14 protein-coding genes are annotated in these 15,232 nt (G+C 70.0%); 5 read left to right on the forward strand and 9 right to left on the reverse strand.

The features are described from left to right. Nucleotides 1–124: 124 nt before the first annotated feature. The 6 genes from ABZ928_RS18700 to ABZ928_RS18725 all read right to left on the reverse strand — a co-directional run bounded on the left by ABZ928_RS18700 (nt 125) and on the right by ABZ928_RS18725 (nt 6,441). Nucleotides 125–1,024 (reverse strand): LysR family transcriptional regulator, encoded by a 900-nt coding sequence (locus ABZ928_RS18700; protein WP_361519705.1) that lies wholly within the window; start codon nt 1,022–1,024, stop codon nt 125–127. A gap of 24 nt (nt 1,025–1,048) precedes the next feature. After that, nucleotides 1,049–2,221, reverse strand: coding sequence for a glycerate kinase (locus ABZ928_RS18705; RefSeq protein WP_361519708.1), 1,173 nt, complete (start codon nt 2,219–2,221; stop codon nt 1,049–1,051). Further along, nucleotides 2,221–3,627, reverse strand: coding sequence for a C4-dicarboxylate transporter DctA (dctA, locus tag ABZ928_RS18710; protein ID WP_361519710.1), 1,407 nt, complete (start codon nt 3,625–3,627; stop codon nt 2,221–2,223). Before dctA ends, ABZ928_RS18705 begins: the two co-directional genes overlap by 1 nt. A 159-nt stretch (nt 3,628–3,786) precedes the next feature. Continuing rightward, nucleotides 3,787–4,395, reverse strand: a complete 609-nt coding sequence (gene vanX / locus ABZ928_RS18715) for a D-Ala-D-Ala dipeptidase VanX (protein WP_361519713.1) — start codon at nt 4,393–4,395, stop codon at nt 3,787–3,789. 23 nt (nt 4,396–4,418) lie between these two features. After that, nucleotides 4,419–5,459 carry a D-alanine--(R)-lactate ligase VanA-Sc gene (gene vanA-Sc, locus ABZ928_RS18720; protein WP_361519716.1) on the reverse strand — a complete coding sequence of 347 codons (1,041 nt, stop codon included), beginning with the start codon at nt 5,457–5,459 and terminating at the stop codon, nt 4,419–4,421. Further along, entirely contained in the window at nt 5,452–6,441 is a 990-nt protein-coding gene (locus tag ABZ928_RS18725) for a D-isomer specific 2-hydroxyacid dehydrogenase family protein (protein ID WP_361519718.1), read from the reverse strand. The genes vanA-Sc and ABZ928_RS18725 overlap by 8 nt, the downstream gene beginning before the upstream one ends. A gap of 127 nt (nt 6,442–6,568) precedes the next feature. On the opposite strand from ABZ928_RS18725, the gene murF reads away from it, so the two are divergent. Then, on the forward strand, nt 6,569–7,912 hold the full coding sequence (gene murF / locus ABZ928_RS18730; RefSeq protein WP_361519720.1) for a UDP-N-acetylmuramoyl-tripeptide--D-alanyl-D-alanine ligase: 1,344 nt from the start codon (nt 6,569–6,571) through the stop codon (nt 7,910–7,912). A gap of 1 nt (nt 7,913) precedes the next feature. Here the strand turns inward: murF and ABZ928_RS18735 are convergent, their stop codons facing one another. Then, on the reverse strand, nt 7,914–9,089 hold the full coding sequence (locus ABZ928_RS18735) for a peptidoglycan bridge formation glycyltransferase FemA/FemB family protein (protein WP_361519723.1): 1,176 nt from the start codon (nt 9,087–9,089) through the stop codon (nt 7,914–7,916). 128 nt (nt 9,090–9,217) lie between these two features. On the opposite strand from ABZ928_RS18735, the gene ABZ928_RS18740 reads away from it, so the two are divergent. Next, nucleotides 9,218–10,306: a HAMP domain-containing sensor histidine kinase gene (locus tag ABZ928_RS18740; protein ID WP_361519725.1), complete on the forward strand. Its 1,089-nt coding sequence runs from the start codon at nt 9,218–9,220 to the stop codon at nt 10,304–10,306. Nucleotides 10,307–10,369: 63 nt separating this feature from the next. Here the strand turns inward: ABZ928_RS18740 and ABZ928_RS18745 are convergent, their stop codons facing one another. Further along, nucleotides 10,370–11,533, reverse strand: coding sequence for a cytochrome P450 (locus tag ABZ928_RS18745; RefSeq protein WP_361519728.1), 1,164 nt, complete (start codon nt 11,531–11,533; stop codon nt 10,370–10,372). 109 nt (nt 11,534–11,642) lie between these two features. Further along, nucleotides 11,643–12,476 carry a patatin-like phospholipase family protein gene (locus ABZ928_RS18750; RefSeq protein ID WP_361519731.1) on the reverse strand — a complete coding sequence of 278 codons (834 nt, stop codon included), beginning with the start codon at nt 12,474–12,476 and terminating at the stop codon, nt 11,643–11,645. 101 nt (nt 12,477–12,577) lie between these two features. Between ABZ928_RS18750 and ABZ928_RS18755 the strand changes: the two genes are divergently transcribed. The 3 genes from ABZ928_RS18755 to ABZ928_RS18765 all read left to right on the forward strand — a co-directional run bounded on the left by ABZ928_RS18755 (nt 12,578) and on the right by ABZ928_RS18765 (nt 15,228). Beyond that, a complete protein-coding gene (locus ABZ928_RS18755; RefSeq protein WP_361519734.1) occupies nt 12,578–13,225 on the forward strand; it encodes a helix-turn-helix domain-containing protein in 648 nt (215 codons plus the stop codon). A gap of 87 nt (nt 13,226–13,312) precedes the next feature. After that, nucleotides 13,313–14,329: a serine hydrolase domain-containing protein gene (locus ABZ928_RS18760; RefSeq protein ID WP_361519737.1), complete on the forward strand. Its 1,017-nt coding sequence runs from the start codon at nt 13,313–13,315 to the stop codon at nt 14,327–14,329. 185 nt (nt 14,330–14,514) lie between these two features. Next, nucleotides 14,515–15,228 carry a restriction endonuclease gene (locus tag ABZ928_RS18765; RefSeq protein WP_361519740.1) on the forward strand — a complete coding sequence of 238 codons (714 nt, stop codon included), beginning with the start codon at nt 14,515–14,517 and terminating at the stop codon, nt 15,226–15,228. Nucleotides 15,229–15,232 lie beyond the last annotated feature (4 nt).

Raw genomic sequence — 15,232 nt, forward strand, 5'->3', positions numbered from 1 at the left:
TGTGTTTCGGGGTTGCTTCGAGGTCGGTTCGAGTCAACACAGCAGCCTGGTGGTGCGTCCAAGACGTGGATTCGATACGACGTATAGGCGGGGCCGATCGGTCGTGCGCCCCCTCGTCGGTACGTCAGGTGTCGCGGACCCGGCGTTGCGCGAGTGACTTGGTGAGGGTCAGGAACGCCCGCGCGGCCGGCGTCAGATGTGCGGGCAGACTGACCATCGCCACGTGGAGGTGGGCGGTCGGTTCGATGGGCGCCACCACCGCCCCGCACCGGCGGGCCAGACGGGTCCAGGAGGAGGGCAGCACGGCCACGCCCACGCCCGTGAGGACGAGCGGCAGGATGGAGGTGCGGTGGTCGACGATGGTCACGATCTCCGTGCCGGTGCCGCCCGCGGTGATGTCGTCGACGATGGTGCGCATCAGGCTGCCCGTGCGCGAGGCGATCAGCTTCTGCCCGGCCAGGTCCTCCGGCCGGATCGGCACGTCGTCCTCGATGGCCCCGCCGGGGGCGGCGACGACCACGAAGGGCTGGTCCTCGACGTGCAGGACGTCGATCCCGGACGGGTTGACCGGACTCGCGGAGCCCAGCAGGCCCAGCTCGCAGGCCCCGCTGCGGACCAGCGAGACGACCTCGTCGGGGGTGAACGCGGCCTGCGTGCTGACCGTCACGGACGGGTGCAGTTCGGCGAACCGGTGGACGAGGGTGGTCAGCGGTTCGATGCCGGGGGAGGGCATGGTGGCGACCTCGACCGTGCCGCCGTGCAGTCCGGCGAGCGCGGCGGCGGTGTCGCGGACGGCGGCCAGGTCGCGCAGGACGCGGCGGCTGGGCTCCAGCAGTTCGGTGCCGGCCTCGCTGAGGACGACACCTCGGCCCACCCGATGGAAGAGGGCGACCCCCAGGTCGGCCTCCAGGTTCGCCATGGCCTGTGACAGCGACGGCTGGGCCACATGGAGCGCGGCGGCGGCCTTGCTGAAGCCGCCGTGCTCCACGATGGCCAGGAAGTACTCCAGCTGCCGCGCGTCCACGGTGCCTCCGCCGCTCGCATCGTCCTAGGTCAGGGTCAACCTAGCCGCCGGGGCCGCCTCCTCCCCGCAGCCGATGATCCAGCGCTCGGCGAGCGCCCGGCCGTACCGCGTGAGCAGCCGTGCGGACAGTGCGCTGTCGGTGGCGCAGTCCTGATCGGTGAGGTCCGTCAGGGCCTGGACGGAGCGGAAGTGGGCGGCGGTCTGCTCGGGGGACAGGGCGCACCGGCCCGCTACGGCATGCACGGGAACGCCTTGGCGACGGGCGCGCCTCGCCAGCGCGACCGGCAGTTTGCCGGACAGGGTCTGCTCGTCGAGGCTGCCCTCCCCGGTGACCACGAAGTCGGCGTCCGCGAGCAGTCGGTCGGCGTCGAGGAGGGTCAGGAAGTAGTCGGCTCCGGAGCGGATGCGGCCGCCCAGCAGCATCCCGGCGTACCCGAGCCCGCCGGCCGCCCCGGCTCCGGCGGTACGGGCGAGGTCGGCCGCGTCCCGGACGCCGGCCGCCTCCAGCCGTCGTACGAACCCCGTCAGCGCCGCGTCCAACTCGCGTACGTCGTCGGCGGCCGCCCCCTTCTGGGGCCCGTAGACGGCGGCGGTGCCGTGGGCCCCGAGCAGGGGGTTGTCCACGTCGGTGGCGAGGACCAGGTCGACTCCCGCGAGCGCGGCGCGGGCCTCGGTGAGGTCGACGTGGTGGAGGTCGGTGAGACCGCGGCCACCGGGGCCGACGGGGGTGCCGTCCGCGCGGGCGAGGACGGCACCCAGGGATTGCAGCAGACCCGCGCCGCCGTCGGTGGTGGCGACCCCGCCGAGGGCGAGGACGATCGTCTCGGCCCCGCCGGCCAGCGCGTAGTGGAGGGCCTGCCCGATGCCGCGGCTGGTGGCCGTCAGCGGGGCCGTGCGGCCGTCCGGCAGGACGCCCAGACCGCAGATGGCGGCGGCCTCGACGAGGACGGTGCGGCCGTCGACCGCGACGGCGGCCGTGACGGGCCGCCCGGTGGGCCCGGTGACGGTGACGGTCTCCGGCTGGAAGCGGCCCGTGCAGGCGGCGGCCACGCTGCCCTCGCCTCCGTCGGCGAGGGCGAGTCGGGTGACGCGGGTGTGCGGAGCGGCCGCCAGGATGCCGTCGGCCACGGCGCGGGCCACGGCGCCGGCGGTCAGGGAGCCCTTGAACTTGTCCGGAGCGATGAGGACGGCCGGCATCAGGACGTCACCTCGGCGGGCTGTACGGCGGCCGGCCGCTGTTTGTCGAGTGCCACCTGGGGCTCGGACTCGGGCTCGGTGTCGAGCGACGGCTCACCCGCCCGACCGGCCAGCACCGCCCGGGCCCGCTCCAGATCCAGGCCGTCCTCCCACTTCGCGACGAACAGCGTGGCGACGGCGTTGCCGAAGAAGTTCACCAGGGCCCGGCACTCCGACATGAACTTGTCGATGCCGAAGATGAGCATGATGCCCGCGGCCGGCACCGACCCGACCGTCGACAGCGTCGCGGTGAGCGCGATGAACCCGCCGCCCGCGACGCCCGCCGCACCCTTGGAGGTCAGCAACATGACGGCCAGCAGCCCGAGTTGCTGGCCCAGGGAGAGGGAGGTGTCGGTGGCCTGGGCGATGTAGAGGGTGGCCAGCGAGAGATAGATCGCCGCGCCGTCCAGGTTGAAGCTGTAGCCGGTGGGCACGACGAGGCCGACCGTCGAGCGCTCGGCGCCCATGAACTGGAGCTTGCGCATCAGCCCGGGCAGCGCGGGCTCGGCGGTCGAGGTGCCGAGGATCAGCCAGAACTCCTCCTTGAAGTAGCGGAAGAGCTGGAAGATGTTCAGCCGCACGTACAGGGCGAGCACCCCGCCGAGCACGACCACCACGAACAGCGCCGAGGTGACGTAGAAGAGGAGGATCAGCGAGCCGAGGCTGGTCAGCGTGGACAGGCCGAACTTCCCGATGGCGTACGACATCGCGCCGAAGGCGCCCAGCGGTGCCGCCTTCATCACGAAGGACAGGACCTTGAAGACCACCTCGGTCAGGCGTCCCACGGCCGCGATGATCGGCTCGCCCGTCCTGCCCACCAGCTTGATCGCGATGCCGAAGACGACGGCCAGGAAAATCACTTGGAGGATCTTCCCCTCGATGAACGGGCCGAAGAAACTGTCCGGCACGATGTTGGTGAGGAACTCCCACCAGTGCTGGTGCTCGCCCTGCTCGACGTACTGGCTCGCGTCCCCCGTGGTTCGGAGAGTTGCCGGATCGGCGTGGACCCCGTCCCCGAGCCGGAAGACGTTGATCGCCACCAGGCCCGTCAGGAGGGCGACGATCGTGCCCACCTGGAAGTAGGTCAGCGCCTTGATTCCGGTGCGGCCCACCTTTTTCAGATCCGCGACGCCGGCGATGCCGCCGATGATGGTCAGGAAGACGATCGGTCCGATCAGCATCTTCATCGCGGTGATGAACGTCGTGCCGATCGGCTCCATGTCGGTGGCCAGATCCGGCCACTTCCAGCCCAGCACGATGCCGATCACGATCGCCACCAGCACCTGGACGTACAACTGCCGGTACCACGGCTTGGCCGCGATACGCGCGGCCTGCTCGGCTCGTCCGTTGCCCGGGGTATGCGTCATTGCAGCCTCCCTGATCGCGCGCCACCGAGCCCGATCGGTCCGCGCCAGCTTTGGGCCACAGTGAACCCGCGCCCGGAGCCGGGGGTCCACGACCAAAAATCGATGCCCCGCATAGGCATGGCCTATCGGTCTGCGCCCCCGCGGGACCCGACGGACCTCCTACGCGACGGGGAAGTCGAAATAGGTGTCCGGATACGGTTCGTCGTCGAGCGTGTAATGCCACCATTCGCGCTCGTACGCGCTGAAACCGCAGCTCTCCATCAGGCACCGCAGGTGTTGGCGGTTCCGCGCTTCGACGGGCTCGATCCCTGGTGCGCCATGGTGCGAAACGGGGTCCATCAGGTCGTGATCGCCGCCCATGGGAACGAGTTCACCCAAGGCCAGATCGAAGAGCGTGAGGTCGACGGTGCTGCCCCGGCTGTGGCCGGACCTGGCGGCCACATATCCCTGCTCGAACATCTCGGCCCTGGCGATACGGGGATAGTGCCGATGCTTCGTCCGGCCGTCCTCCGGCTGTTGCGACCAGCGCAGAAAGCAGTCGACCGCGTGCTGCGGGCGATAGCCGTCCCAGAGCAGCAGACCGAAACCCAGTGACGCGGCCTTCTCCTGCGCGTTCTTCAGGGCCGCGCAGAGAGCGGTCGTGCCGACGACTCGATTGACCAGGTATCCGTCCACCGGTTTGCCGGTGAAGTTGTCCCACGTGGCGTACTTGGCGTCCCAGCGTATTCCGGAGGTCACGTCGTCCACGAAGACGAAGTCGTCCTTCATCGACTCCGTCATCCCCATCCGCTTCATCGGATCTTCCCCGTCAGGGCGAGGGACACCATCCGGTCGATCACCTCGGAGAGCGGCAGGCCGGCGGCCGCCATCATCCTCGGGTACCGGCTGTAGGAGGTCATGCCGGGGAAGGTGTTGACCTCGTTGAGGACTATTTCTCCGTCCTCCTTGAGGAACATGTCCACCCGCGAAAGACCGCTGCACCCCAGGGCGCGGTACACGGTCTTGGCCGCCTCCTGGACGCGTAGCCGTGACTCTTCCGGGATGTCGGCGGGCACGATCGCCGTGGAGTTGTCGGAACCGGCCTCGGGGGTCTCCTCCTGGTGGATCCTGAAGAATCCGTGCGAGAGCGCGATCCGGTCCACCTCGCCCGCCACGAGATCCGTTCCGTTCCCGAGAATGGCGCAGCCGATCTCGCTGCCTACGACAGCCTTCTCGATCAGCACCTTCGAGTCGTACCGGCGTGCCGATTCCACCGCGCTCGGAAGTTCCTCTTCCCGGGAGACCTTGGTGACGCCGAAGGATGATCCCGACCGGGCCGGCTTCACGAAGACCGGATAGGTGAGCTGGGCCGGATCGATGGTCTCGTCCGCCGTGACGGTCCAGAAATCCGGTGTGGTGATTCCCGCGCTTCTGGCGATGACGTAGGCAAGCGATTTGTCCATGGACACGGCGGAGCTCTGGACGTCGCAGCCGACGTAGGGGATGCCGGAGAGTTCCAGCAGTCCCTGCATCGCGCCGTCCTCGCCGAGTGTGCCGTGCAGTACGGGCAGTACGACGTCCAGCCGGATCGTTCCGTAGCGCCCCTGCTCCAGCGTGAGCAGTCCGTGCATGTCACTGTCCGGAGACAGCACGACGGGGCGGCAGTCGCCGTTCTCCCACTCCGCGTCGGGCCCGTCGCAGAGTTTCCAGGAGCCGCTCTTCGTGATCCCGATGTAGAAGGGTTCGTACTTCTCGGGATCGAGGTTGCGGGCCACCTCGCGAGCGGACTTGACGGAGATGGGGTGTTCCTCGGAGCGGCCCCCGAATATGATGCCGAGCTTCAACTTAGCCATTCTGGTTCCTGCTTTCGAATGTCAGGCAGTTGGTGAGCGAGTTCTCCACGGCGTCGCGCAGGGCGTGGTCCGTGTAGTACGCGGTGTGCGGGCTGATGACAGCGTTCGGCAGTTCCTGCAACCGCAACAGCGCTTTGCTTTCCAGAGGTTTGTACCGGCAGTCGCAGTAGAAGACGCCTTCCTCGCCCTCGACGACATCCAGCGCCGCGCCGCCCAGCTTGCCGATTTCCAATTCCTGGACGAGGGCCTCGGTGTCGATGAGCCCCCCACGCCCGGTGTTGACGATCAGCGCGTCGTTCTTCATGCGTGCCAGGCGCTGCCGGTTCAGCAGATGGTGAGTCGCGGTGGTGAGTGGGGTATGCAGCGTGACCAGATCGCTGCGCCGCAGCAATTCGTCGAGCGGAACGTACTCGACAGCGGAACCGGGGAGGTTCACGGGACGATGATCATGGGCCAGGATGCGGCAGCCGAAACCCCGCAACCGGTCCATGACGGCGGCGCCGATACGGCCCGTTCCGATCACTCCGACCGTCAGATCGCGCAGTTCCCTCCCGCGCACCTCACTGAGTCGGTAATCGTGCATGTCGGTGCGGCGGACGGTGGATTTCGCATCCCGTAGCGCCATCAACATGAGCATCAGCGTGTAGTCGGCCACGCTGTCCGGCGAGTAGGAGACGTTCTCGACGAGAATGCCGATGCTGTCCGCGTATTCCACGTCGATGTGGTTGCAGCCGATGCTTCGTGTGGATATGTATCTCACGCCTGCTCGACCGAGCGCACGCAGTGTGGCAGGGCTGATGGGCGTCTTGTGGCCGACGCTGATGCACCGGCTGCCTGCGGCGAGTTCGGTATTGGATTCGGACACCGGCGCGGTGGTGATGGTCGGCCGCACACCGAGGCCGGGCGCCAACTCGCGGAAAAGAACAGCTTCGTCCGGGCCGCACCCGTACATGGTGATGCGGGTCGTTTCGCTGTAGGTCATGCCGTCAGTCAAGGCTGCGCGCTGTTGCCGGAACGTATGCGGTTTTCGATATGCCCGCGATACGTCCAACTGTCTTGACTGAGGGCATGACTTGCACACCTTCAGGCACGACCTCCGGGGAGGCCGCGTGATTCCGCTCAGCCTCGGCGAGATCGCCGAAATCGTCGGCGGAAAGGCCGAGGGCGACAGCTCGGTGACCGTGACCGCGCCGGCCGTGCTCGACAGCCGGCAGGCCGAGGCGGGCGGCCTCTTCGTCGCCTTCACCGGCGCACACGTCGACGGCCATGACTATGCGGAACAGGCCGGGCGCGGCGGCGCGGTGGCCGTGCTCGGCTCCCGGTCCACGCCGCTGCCCACCGTCGTCGTCGTGGACGTCCAGAACGCGCTGCAGATGCTCGCCGCCCACGCAGTGGCCCGGCTGCGCGATCAGCTGACCGTGGTCGGGGTGACCGGCTCGCAGGGCAAGACCGGCACCAAGGACCTGCTCGCGGCCGTGTTTTCGGCCGCGGGGCCGACCGTCGCCACGGCCGGCTCGCTCAACAACGAGCTCGGTGTGCCGCTCACCATGCTGCGCGCCGACCGGGCCACCCGGTTCCTCGTCCTGGAGATGGGAGCCCGCCATGTCGGCGACATCGCCGAGCTCACCGGCCTGGTCGCGCCCGACATCGGGGTCGTCCTCAACGTCGGGCTGGCCCACCTCGGCGAGTTCGGGTCACGCGCCGCCATCGCGCGGACCAAGGGCGAACTGGTGCAGGGGCTCGCGCCCGGTGGCACCGCCGTCCTCAACGCCGACGATCCTCGGGTGGTCGCGATGCGCGCGCTCACCGACGGCCCCGTGCTGACCTTCGGCCTGGCGGCCCATGCCGACGTACGGGCCATCGACCTGACCCTCGACCGGCTCGGCCGACCGTCCTTCACGCTGCGGACCGGCGCCGCCTCGGCTCGCGTCACGCTGCCGCTGCTCGGCGCCCACCAGGCGCTCAACGCGTCGGCTGCCACGGCGGCAGCACGTGCGGCCGGTGTACCTCTCGACCTGGCCGGGGCGGCGCTGACCACCGCCTCGCTGTCCCCCTGGCGGCTGGAGCCGCGCGACCTCGCCTGCGGGGCGACGCTGCTCAACGACTCCTACAACGCCAACCCCGACTCGACCCGCGCCGCCCTGGACGCACTGGCGGCCGTGGAGGGCGGGCGCCACATCGCCGTACTCGGCGAAATGCTCGAACTCGGCGACGACAGCGAGGCCGAGCACCGCGCCGTCGGGGCGTACGCCGCCGCCCGGGCCGACGTGGTGGCCGCCGTCGGCGAGGCCGCCCGGTCGATCGCAGACGGCGCGGGCGAACGGGCGGTGATCCTCGCCGACAACGACGCGGCCGTCCACTGGCTGCGCGAGCGGCTCGCCGCCGGCGATGTCGTGCTGGTCAAGGCGTCACGCGGAGCCCACCTCGACGAAGTCGCCGCCGGACTCGCCTAGTTCAGCGCCCGCGTCGTCTCATGTAGAGGCCGAAGGCCCGGTAGACCATCGGCCGCAGCGGCAGGTCCCACTCGCCGACGTACCGCACTGCCCGGCCGCCGGTGCCGACCTTGAACCGGACCAGGCCGACATGCGGGTCGTCGGCGTCGAGGGTGGGCGTGATGCCGCGCAGGTCGTAGACATCGCATCCCGCCGTGAGCGCGTCGCGGATCATCGCCCACTGGCAGGCGTTGGAGCCACGCACCTCGCGCTTTTCGGTGGCGGAGGCGCCATAGGCGTACACCGCGTGGGCTCCGACGCGGACCAGGACGGTGGCGGCGACCAAGTCGCCCTGGTGGCGGGCCAGGTAGAGCCTGATCCTCTCAGGATCCTCGGCGCTCAGCGCCCCGAACATGGTCTCGAAGTAGCGCAGCGGGCGGGGTGTGAAGCGGTCGCGCTCGGCGGTGTGGACGTAGAGGTCGTGAAAGGCCTTGAGGTCTTCCGCGCTGCCGTGGCCGACCGTGACCTCGACGCCCTCCTTGGCCGCCTTCCTGATGTTGCGGCGCCACTGCTGGCTCATGCTGCCGAGCAGTTCGTCCTCGGTCCTTCCTGCCAGCGGCACCTGGTACTTGAACTGCGGATGCCCGACCCCGAATCCGTCCTGCGGGTTCTGGGGCAGCCACCCCGCGTCCCTGAGCCTGCTGCTCACGTGGGCGCCGGCCAGGTCGCCCCACTGCCCCGGCAGGTCGGTCAGCCGCCGGACGTCCGGGGCGGCGATGCCCTCCTTGACCTGGGCGGCACTCCAGGCGTCCGTGACCACCGGCGGGCCGAGGCGGATCGCGAACGCGCCGTGCGCCTTGAGGTACGCCGCCAGCGGATCGAGCCGCGCACCGATGTCGCCGCTCCAGTCGATGACCGGGCCCTCGGGCAGATACGCCAACGTGAAGCGGTCGAGCCGCGGCACCGGGCGGTGCAGGACGAGCCCGGCACCGACCATGCGCCGCCCGTCGAACCAGCCGAGGGACTCGCTGCGCCACTCGGTCTTGACGCGGCCCCACGCCGGGGTCTGGAGAAAGCTGACCGACCGCTGGGCCCGTACGAACGCCAAGTGCTCGGCGGCGCTGATCGGTCTGACGGCCGGGATTCCGGCTGGTGCTCGTAATGGTTCGCTGGAGGAGTTGTCGGAGCTGTAGGACATGCGACGAGCCAAGGCGGCGGGGTGTTGTCCGGGCGTATGCAGTTCTTGATACGCGGACGATATGGGCCGCCTCATAGCTTCGATGTATGTGTGTCTTGCAGCCGGCACCAGGCATGGGGGTGGTGACCATGGACAGACGGCAGCCCGGCCTGAGCGTCCGTCTCAAGCTCACCCTCAGCTACGCCGGATTCCTCATGCTCGCGGGTGCCCTCCTGCTTGTCGCCGTGGGGGTCTTCCTCCTGCGACAGGGGTGGTTGCAGACCAATGAGGCGGGGGCCGTGAGGGTGACTCCCGGCACCCTCTTCTTGCGCGGTTTCGCCCCGACGGCAGCCGTAGTGGTGGTCTTCCTGCTGGTGTTCGGCCTGTTGGGAGGATGGATCCTCGCCGGACGCATGCTCGCCCCCCTGGACCGGATCACCCAGGCCACCCGCACGGTCGCGGCCGGATCGCTGTCCCACCGGATCCGGATGCCGGGCCGCGAGGACGAGTTCCGCGAACTCGCCGACGCCTTCGACATGATGCTCGCGCAGCTCGAAACGCACGTCGCGGCACAGCAGAGATTCGCCGCCAACGCCTCGCACGAGCTGCGTACCCCGCTGGCGATCTCGAAGGCACTCATCGACGTCGCCCGCGCCGATCCGAACCACGACACCGGTGAACTCGTCGACCGCCTTCACACCGTCAACACCCGGGCCATCGACCTCACCGAGGCACTGCTCGTGCTCAGCCGCGCCAACCAGCGGTCCTTCGCACGAGAACAGGTCGACCTGTCCCTCGTCGCAGAGGAGGCGGCCGAGACACTCCACCCGCTCGCGGGGAAGCACGGTGTCACCCTGGAGACGAGCGGTGACATCGCCCCCACGACCGGTTCCCCCGCGCTCCTGTTGCAGCTCACCACGAACCTCGTGCACAACGCGATCGTCCACAACCTGCCGCAGCAGGGCACCATCTGGGTCCACACCGGTGTCCGCCCGCACACCGTGGTGCTCACCGTCGAGAACACCGGCGAGCAGCTCACCCCACAACTGGTCGCGACCCTCACCGAACCCTTCCAGCGCGGCACCGAGCGCATCCACTCCGACCAGGCAGGCGTCGGCCTGGGCCTGGCCATCGTCAAGACCATCACCGAGGCACACGACGGAACCCTCACCCTCACCGCGCGCCCGGCCGGCGGTCTCCGCATCACCGTGGAACTGCCGGTGGCGTCAGGAGGGTGAAACCCGGGCCGTGCTCCGGTCCGCACGACACCGCCAAGAAGCTGCGGCCGGGCTGGAGTTGAGTCAGCCCAGTCGCACCGGCAGTGCGGCCAAGCCGCGCAACAGCGTGCTCGTGCGCCAGGTGAGTTCCGTCGGGTCGGTCGCGAGGGCGAGTGCGGGGTGGTGGTGCAGGAGCCGGCGGACGGCGACGGAGGCCTCCAGCCGGGCCAGCGGGGCGCCGAGGCAGTGGTGCAGGCCGTGGCCGAAGCCGAGGTGGCCCTGGGGGCGGCGGGTGATGTCGAAGCGGTCGGGGCCGGGGAAGTGCAGGGGATCGCGGGAGGCCGCAGCGAGCGAGACCAGGACGGCGTCACCGGCGGCGATCGGGGTGTCCGCGAGATCCAGCGGCTCGGCGGCGAACCGGAACGCGGTGGTGTGCACCGGCGCGTTGTGGCGCAGCGTTTCCTCGACGGCGGCCTCGGTCAGTTCCGGGGCGCCGTGCAGGAGTTGGAGCTGCCCGGGATGGGTGAGCAGGTTGTGGAGGACGGCCGAGATCAGGTTCACGGTGGTCTCGTGGCCGGCCACGAGGAGCAGGAAGGCCATACCGAGGAGTTCCTCGCTGTCGGGCGCATCGGGTCCGAGGGCGAGATCGCCGAGCAGGGTTCCCTCGCGGCCGGTCAGCTCGGTCAGGCAGGCGGTCAACGCGGTCGCTGCTGCGGTCGCGGCCTCCTGCGAGGTGGGCATGACCAGTTCGGCTGACCAGGCATGGAAGGCGGCGCGGTCCTCGGCCGGGACCGCCAGCAGGTCGCAGATGACGGTGACCGGCAGCGGCAGCGCATACGAGGCGACCAGGTCCGCCGTGCCCCGTCGCGGGAGTACGGCGATCAGCTCCTCGGCGATGTCCTCGATCCGCGGCCGCAGCCCGGCGATGCGCTGCGGCGTGAAGTGCCCGGCGACCAATCGGCGCAGCCGGGTGTGCTGGGGCGGGTCGCTCTGCAGCATGTTCCGCCCGAGGGCGTGGCCGCCGTCGCTCTGCCAGGACGCGGAGTGCCGGATGTCGTTGCACAGCCGCGGATCGGTGAGCGCGGCGCGGGCGGCGTCCCGGCTCACGACCAGCCAGGCCTCACCGCTGCCGGGTACGCGGATGCGGTGCACGGGGCCTTTGCCGCGCAGCGTCGCGTAGACGGGGTACGGGTCGGCCGCGAAATCGTGGCCGGTGGGAGAAAGTTCCTCGAGGGTCAGGACGGGCACGGGCACCTTCCGTTCGTCGTGGTCGGTCTCTGACGTGGCCGCGCAGGGCCGTGGCCGCACAGGACCGTGCGCGCTCCCTCGGGATGTGCTCCTTCAGCCCTGCAGCCCATCAGCCCTGCCACGCCGTCCCCACCGCCTCCGCGGCCCTGGTCGCCTGCGCGTGGCCCGCGAGCGCCGCGCCCACCCGGTGGGCGTCGGACGTCAGGTCGCGGCCCATGGCCCGGCGGGATGCGGCGTCCGGGACCAGCAGGCTGACGAGGGAACCCTCGGCGGTGAGGTCCATGGCCTGCTGTGAGGCGCTGGGGTGGGGGCCTACGGCCTTGTCGATCGGGGCGACGGCCAGTACGCGCTCGTAGCCGCGAGCCAGGTGGAGGTTGGCGGTGGAACGGGCGCCGCCGTCCATCCAGTGCTGCCCGGCGGCGGCGACGGGGGCGAGGACCAGGGGGACCGCGCAGCTGGCGGCGACCGCCTCGACCATCGTGAGGCCGGAGTCGGAACCATGGGCGGCCACGACCCCCGTACGGGCGTTGACGGCGGCCAGGCGAAGATCGCGGGCGGGCCAGTCCTCGGCGCCGCGCAGCACCTGCCGTACGAGCATGCGCGCGTCGGGACCGGAGCGTGCCCCCAACGCCGCGCGCCCGAGGCGCCGTATCGACCGCTCGGGGTCCCGGGAGCCCAGCGCCGCCCACAGGAAGCGGAGCGTCTGCGCGGCGGTGACCTTGAGGAGCAGCCGGTCGGCACCGGCGAGTTGGCGTACGTACAGCTCACGAGGCGGTTCGCCGTGCGCGAGCCGGGTGCCGAAGACGGCCCCGGCGGAGGTGCCGATGAACACGTCGGCACGGGCGAGGTCGACGCCGGCGTCCGCGAGCCCGGCCAGCACCCCCGTGAGCCACGCCCCGCCGACCGGACCTCCGCCGCCGAGCACCAGTGCCGCCCCGCCCATGCCACGCCCCCTCATCAGAAGTGGGGAGCGCTCCCCACTTCGTGATCCGACGATAACATGCGGACCGGGGAGTACTCCCCACTTGGGGCTGGAGGACGACGATGAGCGCACTGCGGCGCGACGCGCGACGCAACCGGGAGCTGCTGATGGAAGCAGCCCACGAAGTCTTCGCCGAGCAGGGCCTCCAGGCACCCCTGGACGTCATCGCCCGCCGCGCGGGCGTGGGCAACGCGACCCTCTACCGCCACTTCCCGACCCGAGCCGCCCTCATCGACGCCGTCTTCCACGACCAGCTGACCGACACCATGACCGCCGGCGCACAGGCCCGCAGCGCACCGGACGCCTGGACCGGTCTGACCGCCTACCTGGAGACGGTCTTCACGACCCTGGCCGCCGACCGCGGCACCAACGACCTCATGACCACCCGCCTCGACGGCGTCGACTCCCTTCAGGCGGTGCACGCCCACAACCGCGAGACGGTGGAACTCCTGTTGCGGCGAGGCCAGAAGGAGGGCACGGTCCGCGACGACGTCCCCGTCGAGGACGTCCTGTTCACGCTGGCCGCCCTGGGCCGCGCGGTCCCGGCCCTGACCACCACGACCACGCCCGACGCCTGGCGCCGCCCCCTTCACCTGTTCCTCTCCGGCCTGCACACCGCGCCGACGCCGCAGCCCCTGCCCGGCCAAGCGCTCACCGCCGCCGAACTGGCCGACGTACTCCAGGACTTGGGCCCCCAGCGCATGGCGTGAAGGCGGCAGAGGAACGACAGGAGCCGCTCCACGTCCGTGACTGACTGACAATCAGGCTGACGTTGTTTGGCGCCTATCCTGGTCCCCATGACTGCCTTGGGGGACGGTGTCGATGCGCTGGCACGCGAGAGCGGGTTCAGCGGGGTCGTGTCAGTGGAGCGGAGCGGCGAGCCGGTTTTCGCCAAGGCGTACGGCCTGGCCGACCGACGCCACCAGGCTCCCAACACGCTTGCCACCAGATTCGCGATCGCCAGCGGAACCAAGGGACTGACCGCACTGACGGTGGTCAGCCTGATCGAGCACGGTGCGCTGAGCCTGTCCACGACCGCCCGTTCCGTGCTCGGCCGGGACCTGCCGCTCATCGGCGAACAGGTCACCGTGGAACAGCTGCTCGGTCACCGCTCGGGCATCGGCGACTACTTCGACGAGGACGCCGGGCAGGCGATCACTGACTACCAACTGAGCGTCCCTGTACATGAGTTGTCGAACACCGAGGCGTATCTCGCGGTGCTGGACGGCTATCCGGCCAAGTTCCCGCCCGGCGAGCGGTTCTCGTACTGCAACTCCGGGTACGTGGTGCTCGCACTGATCGCCGAGCGCGTGGCGGGGCGGCCGTTTCACGAACTGGTGCGTGATCGGGTCTGCACGCCCGCGGACATGCGGGGCACCGAGTTCCTGCGCTCCGACGAACTCCCGCGGGGCACGGCAACCGGGTATCTCTCCAATGACGGGGTGAGCCGGACGAACGTGTTCCATCTGCCGGTGCTGGGCAGCGGCGACGGCGGGATCTACTCCACCGCCGACGACATCAGCGCACTGTGGCGTGCCCTGTTCGCCGGGAAGATCGTGTCGCGCGACTGGGTCGCCAAGATGACGCGCCCGTGCAGCGACGTGCCCTCGGAAGGCAAACGGTACGGCCTGGGCTTCTGGCTGCACGCCACCAACGACACGGTGATGCTGACGGGATACGACGCCGGAGTCTCGTTCCGCAGCGTGCACGATCCCCGCGCCGACCTGACCCACACGGTGCTCTCCAACACCTCGGACGGCGCGTGGCAGCTCACCCGATACCTGGAACAGAATCTCGGCCCCCACCCTGAGTAGCGTCTCCAACGCACCAAGCTCCCGGCGAAAACCGCGGCTCGCTCAGCTGCGCCTGCCGACGCTTTCTCGACGCGGCTCCCAACACCGCTGCCCAGACGGGGCGTTGAGAGGCTGCGTGGTGTCAGTGGTGGCTGCGACCATGACCTGTTGTGCGGGGAACACGACGAGGGGGGCAGCGCAATGCCATGGATCGACCGGTACAAGCGCTGGGGAGTCGGCCGGTGAACCGGCGGCGGTCGCGACGGAGCCGTCGCAAGCGGCAGGACGAGGATCTCCTCGTCGCGTTAGGCGCCATCGCCGTGGCGGTGTGTGTCGTGGTGGCGGTGGTCCATTGGCTGATCGTCCACTGGTGGGTCCTGGTCCTCGGCACCGCGCTCACCACGGTCGCCGGTGTGGGCTGGTGGCAGCACCGCACACAGCAGGCGGCTTGGAGAAAGGTGAAAGACCGCGCGGTGCGGTACGGACTGGGACAGCTGGACGCGCTGACGCACCGGCAGTTCGAGTATGCGGTCCGTGACTTGATGCACCGCGACGGTTGCGCGAACGCCGTGCAAGTCGGGGGCAGGGGCGATCTCGGCGCGGACGTGAAGGCCGTCGACCCGTTCGGGCGGCGCTGGGTGATCCAGTGCAAACATCGAAGGAACGGTGAGCAGGGTGCGCCGGTGGGTACTCCGGAGTTGCAGGTGCTCAACGGCACCGGCCGGCCGGTGCGCAGGGCGGACGTCGTGGTCCTGGTGACGAACGGCAGGATCACTCAGCCCGGCCGTGACTTCGCCGCACAGCAGCGACTGCACCTGGTCGACCGGGATCTGCTGGGGGAGTGGGCGACGGGAGCGCACCCCTTGTGGGAGTTGCTGCGGGCCCTGCCGCCCCCGGGTAAACCGTCGGCGCTTCCCTGATATC

Origin of the sequence: Streptomyces sp. NPDC046909 (assembly GCF_040644695.1) — a bacterium.
Taxonomy (GTDB): domain Bacteria; phylum Actinomycetota; class Actinomycetes; order Streptomycetales; family Streptomycetaceae; genus Streptomyces.

Excerpts from the sequence above, each read along its gene's own strand:
- ABZ928_RS18705 (WP_361519708.1), bottom strand. The coding sequence starts at position 2,221 with ATGCCGGCCGTCCTCATCGCTCCGGACAAGTTCAAGGGCTCCCTGACC.
- dctA (WP_361519710.1), bottom strand. The coding sequence starts at position 3,627 with ATGACGCATACCCCGGGCAACGGACGAGCCGAGCAGGCCGCGCGTATC.
- vanX (WP_361519713.1), bottom strand. The coding sequence starts at position 4,395 with ATGAAGGACGACTTCGTCTTCGTGGACGACGTGACCTCCGGAATACGC.
- vanA-Sc (WP_361519716.1), bottom strand. The coding sequence starts at position 5,459 with ATGGCTAAGTTGAAGCTCGGCATCATATTCGGGGGCCGCTCCGAGGAA.
- ABZ928_RS18725 (WP_361519718.1), bottom strand. The coding sequence starts at position 6,441 with ATGACCTACAGCGAAACGACCCGCATCACCATGTACGGGTGCGGCCCG.
- ABZ928_RS18735 (WP_361519723.1), bottom strand. The coding sequence starts at position 9,089 with ATGTCCTACAGCTCCGACAACTCCTCCAGCGAACCATTACGAGCACCA.
- ABZ928_RS18740 (WP_361519725.1), top strand. The coding sequence starts at position 9,218 with ATGGACAGACGGCAGCCCGGCCTGAGCGTCCGTCTCAAGCTCACCCTC.
- ABZ928_RS18750 (WP_361519731.1), bottom strand. The coding sequence starts at position 12,476 with ATGGGCGGGGCGGCACTGGTGCTCGGCGGCGGAGGTCCGGTCGGCGGG.
- ABZ928_RS18755 (WP_361519734.1), top strand. The coding sequence starts at position 12,578 with ATGAGCGCACTGCGGCGCGACGCGCGACGCAACCGGGAGCTGCTGATG.
- ABZ928_RS18760 (WP_361519737.1), top strand. The coding sequence starts at position 13,313 with ATGACTGCCTTGGGGGACGGTGTCGATGCGCTGGCACGCGAGAGCGGG.
- ABZ928_RS18765 (WP_361519740.1), top strand. The coding sequence starts at position 14,515 with ATGGATCGACCGGTACAAGCGCTGGGGAGTCGGCCGGTGAACCGGCGG.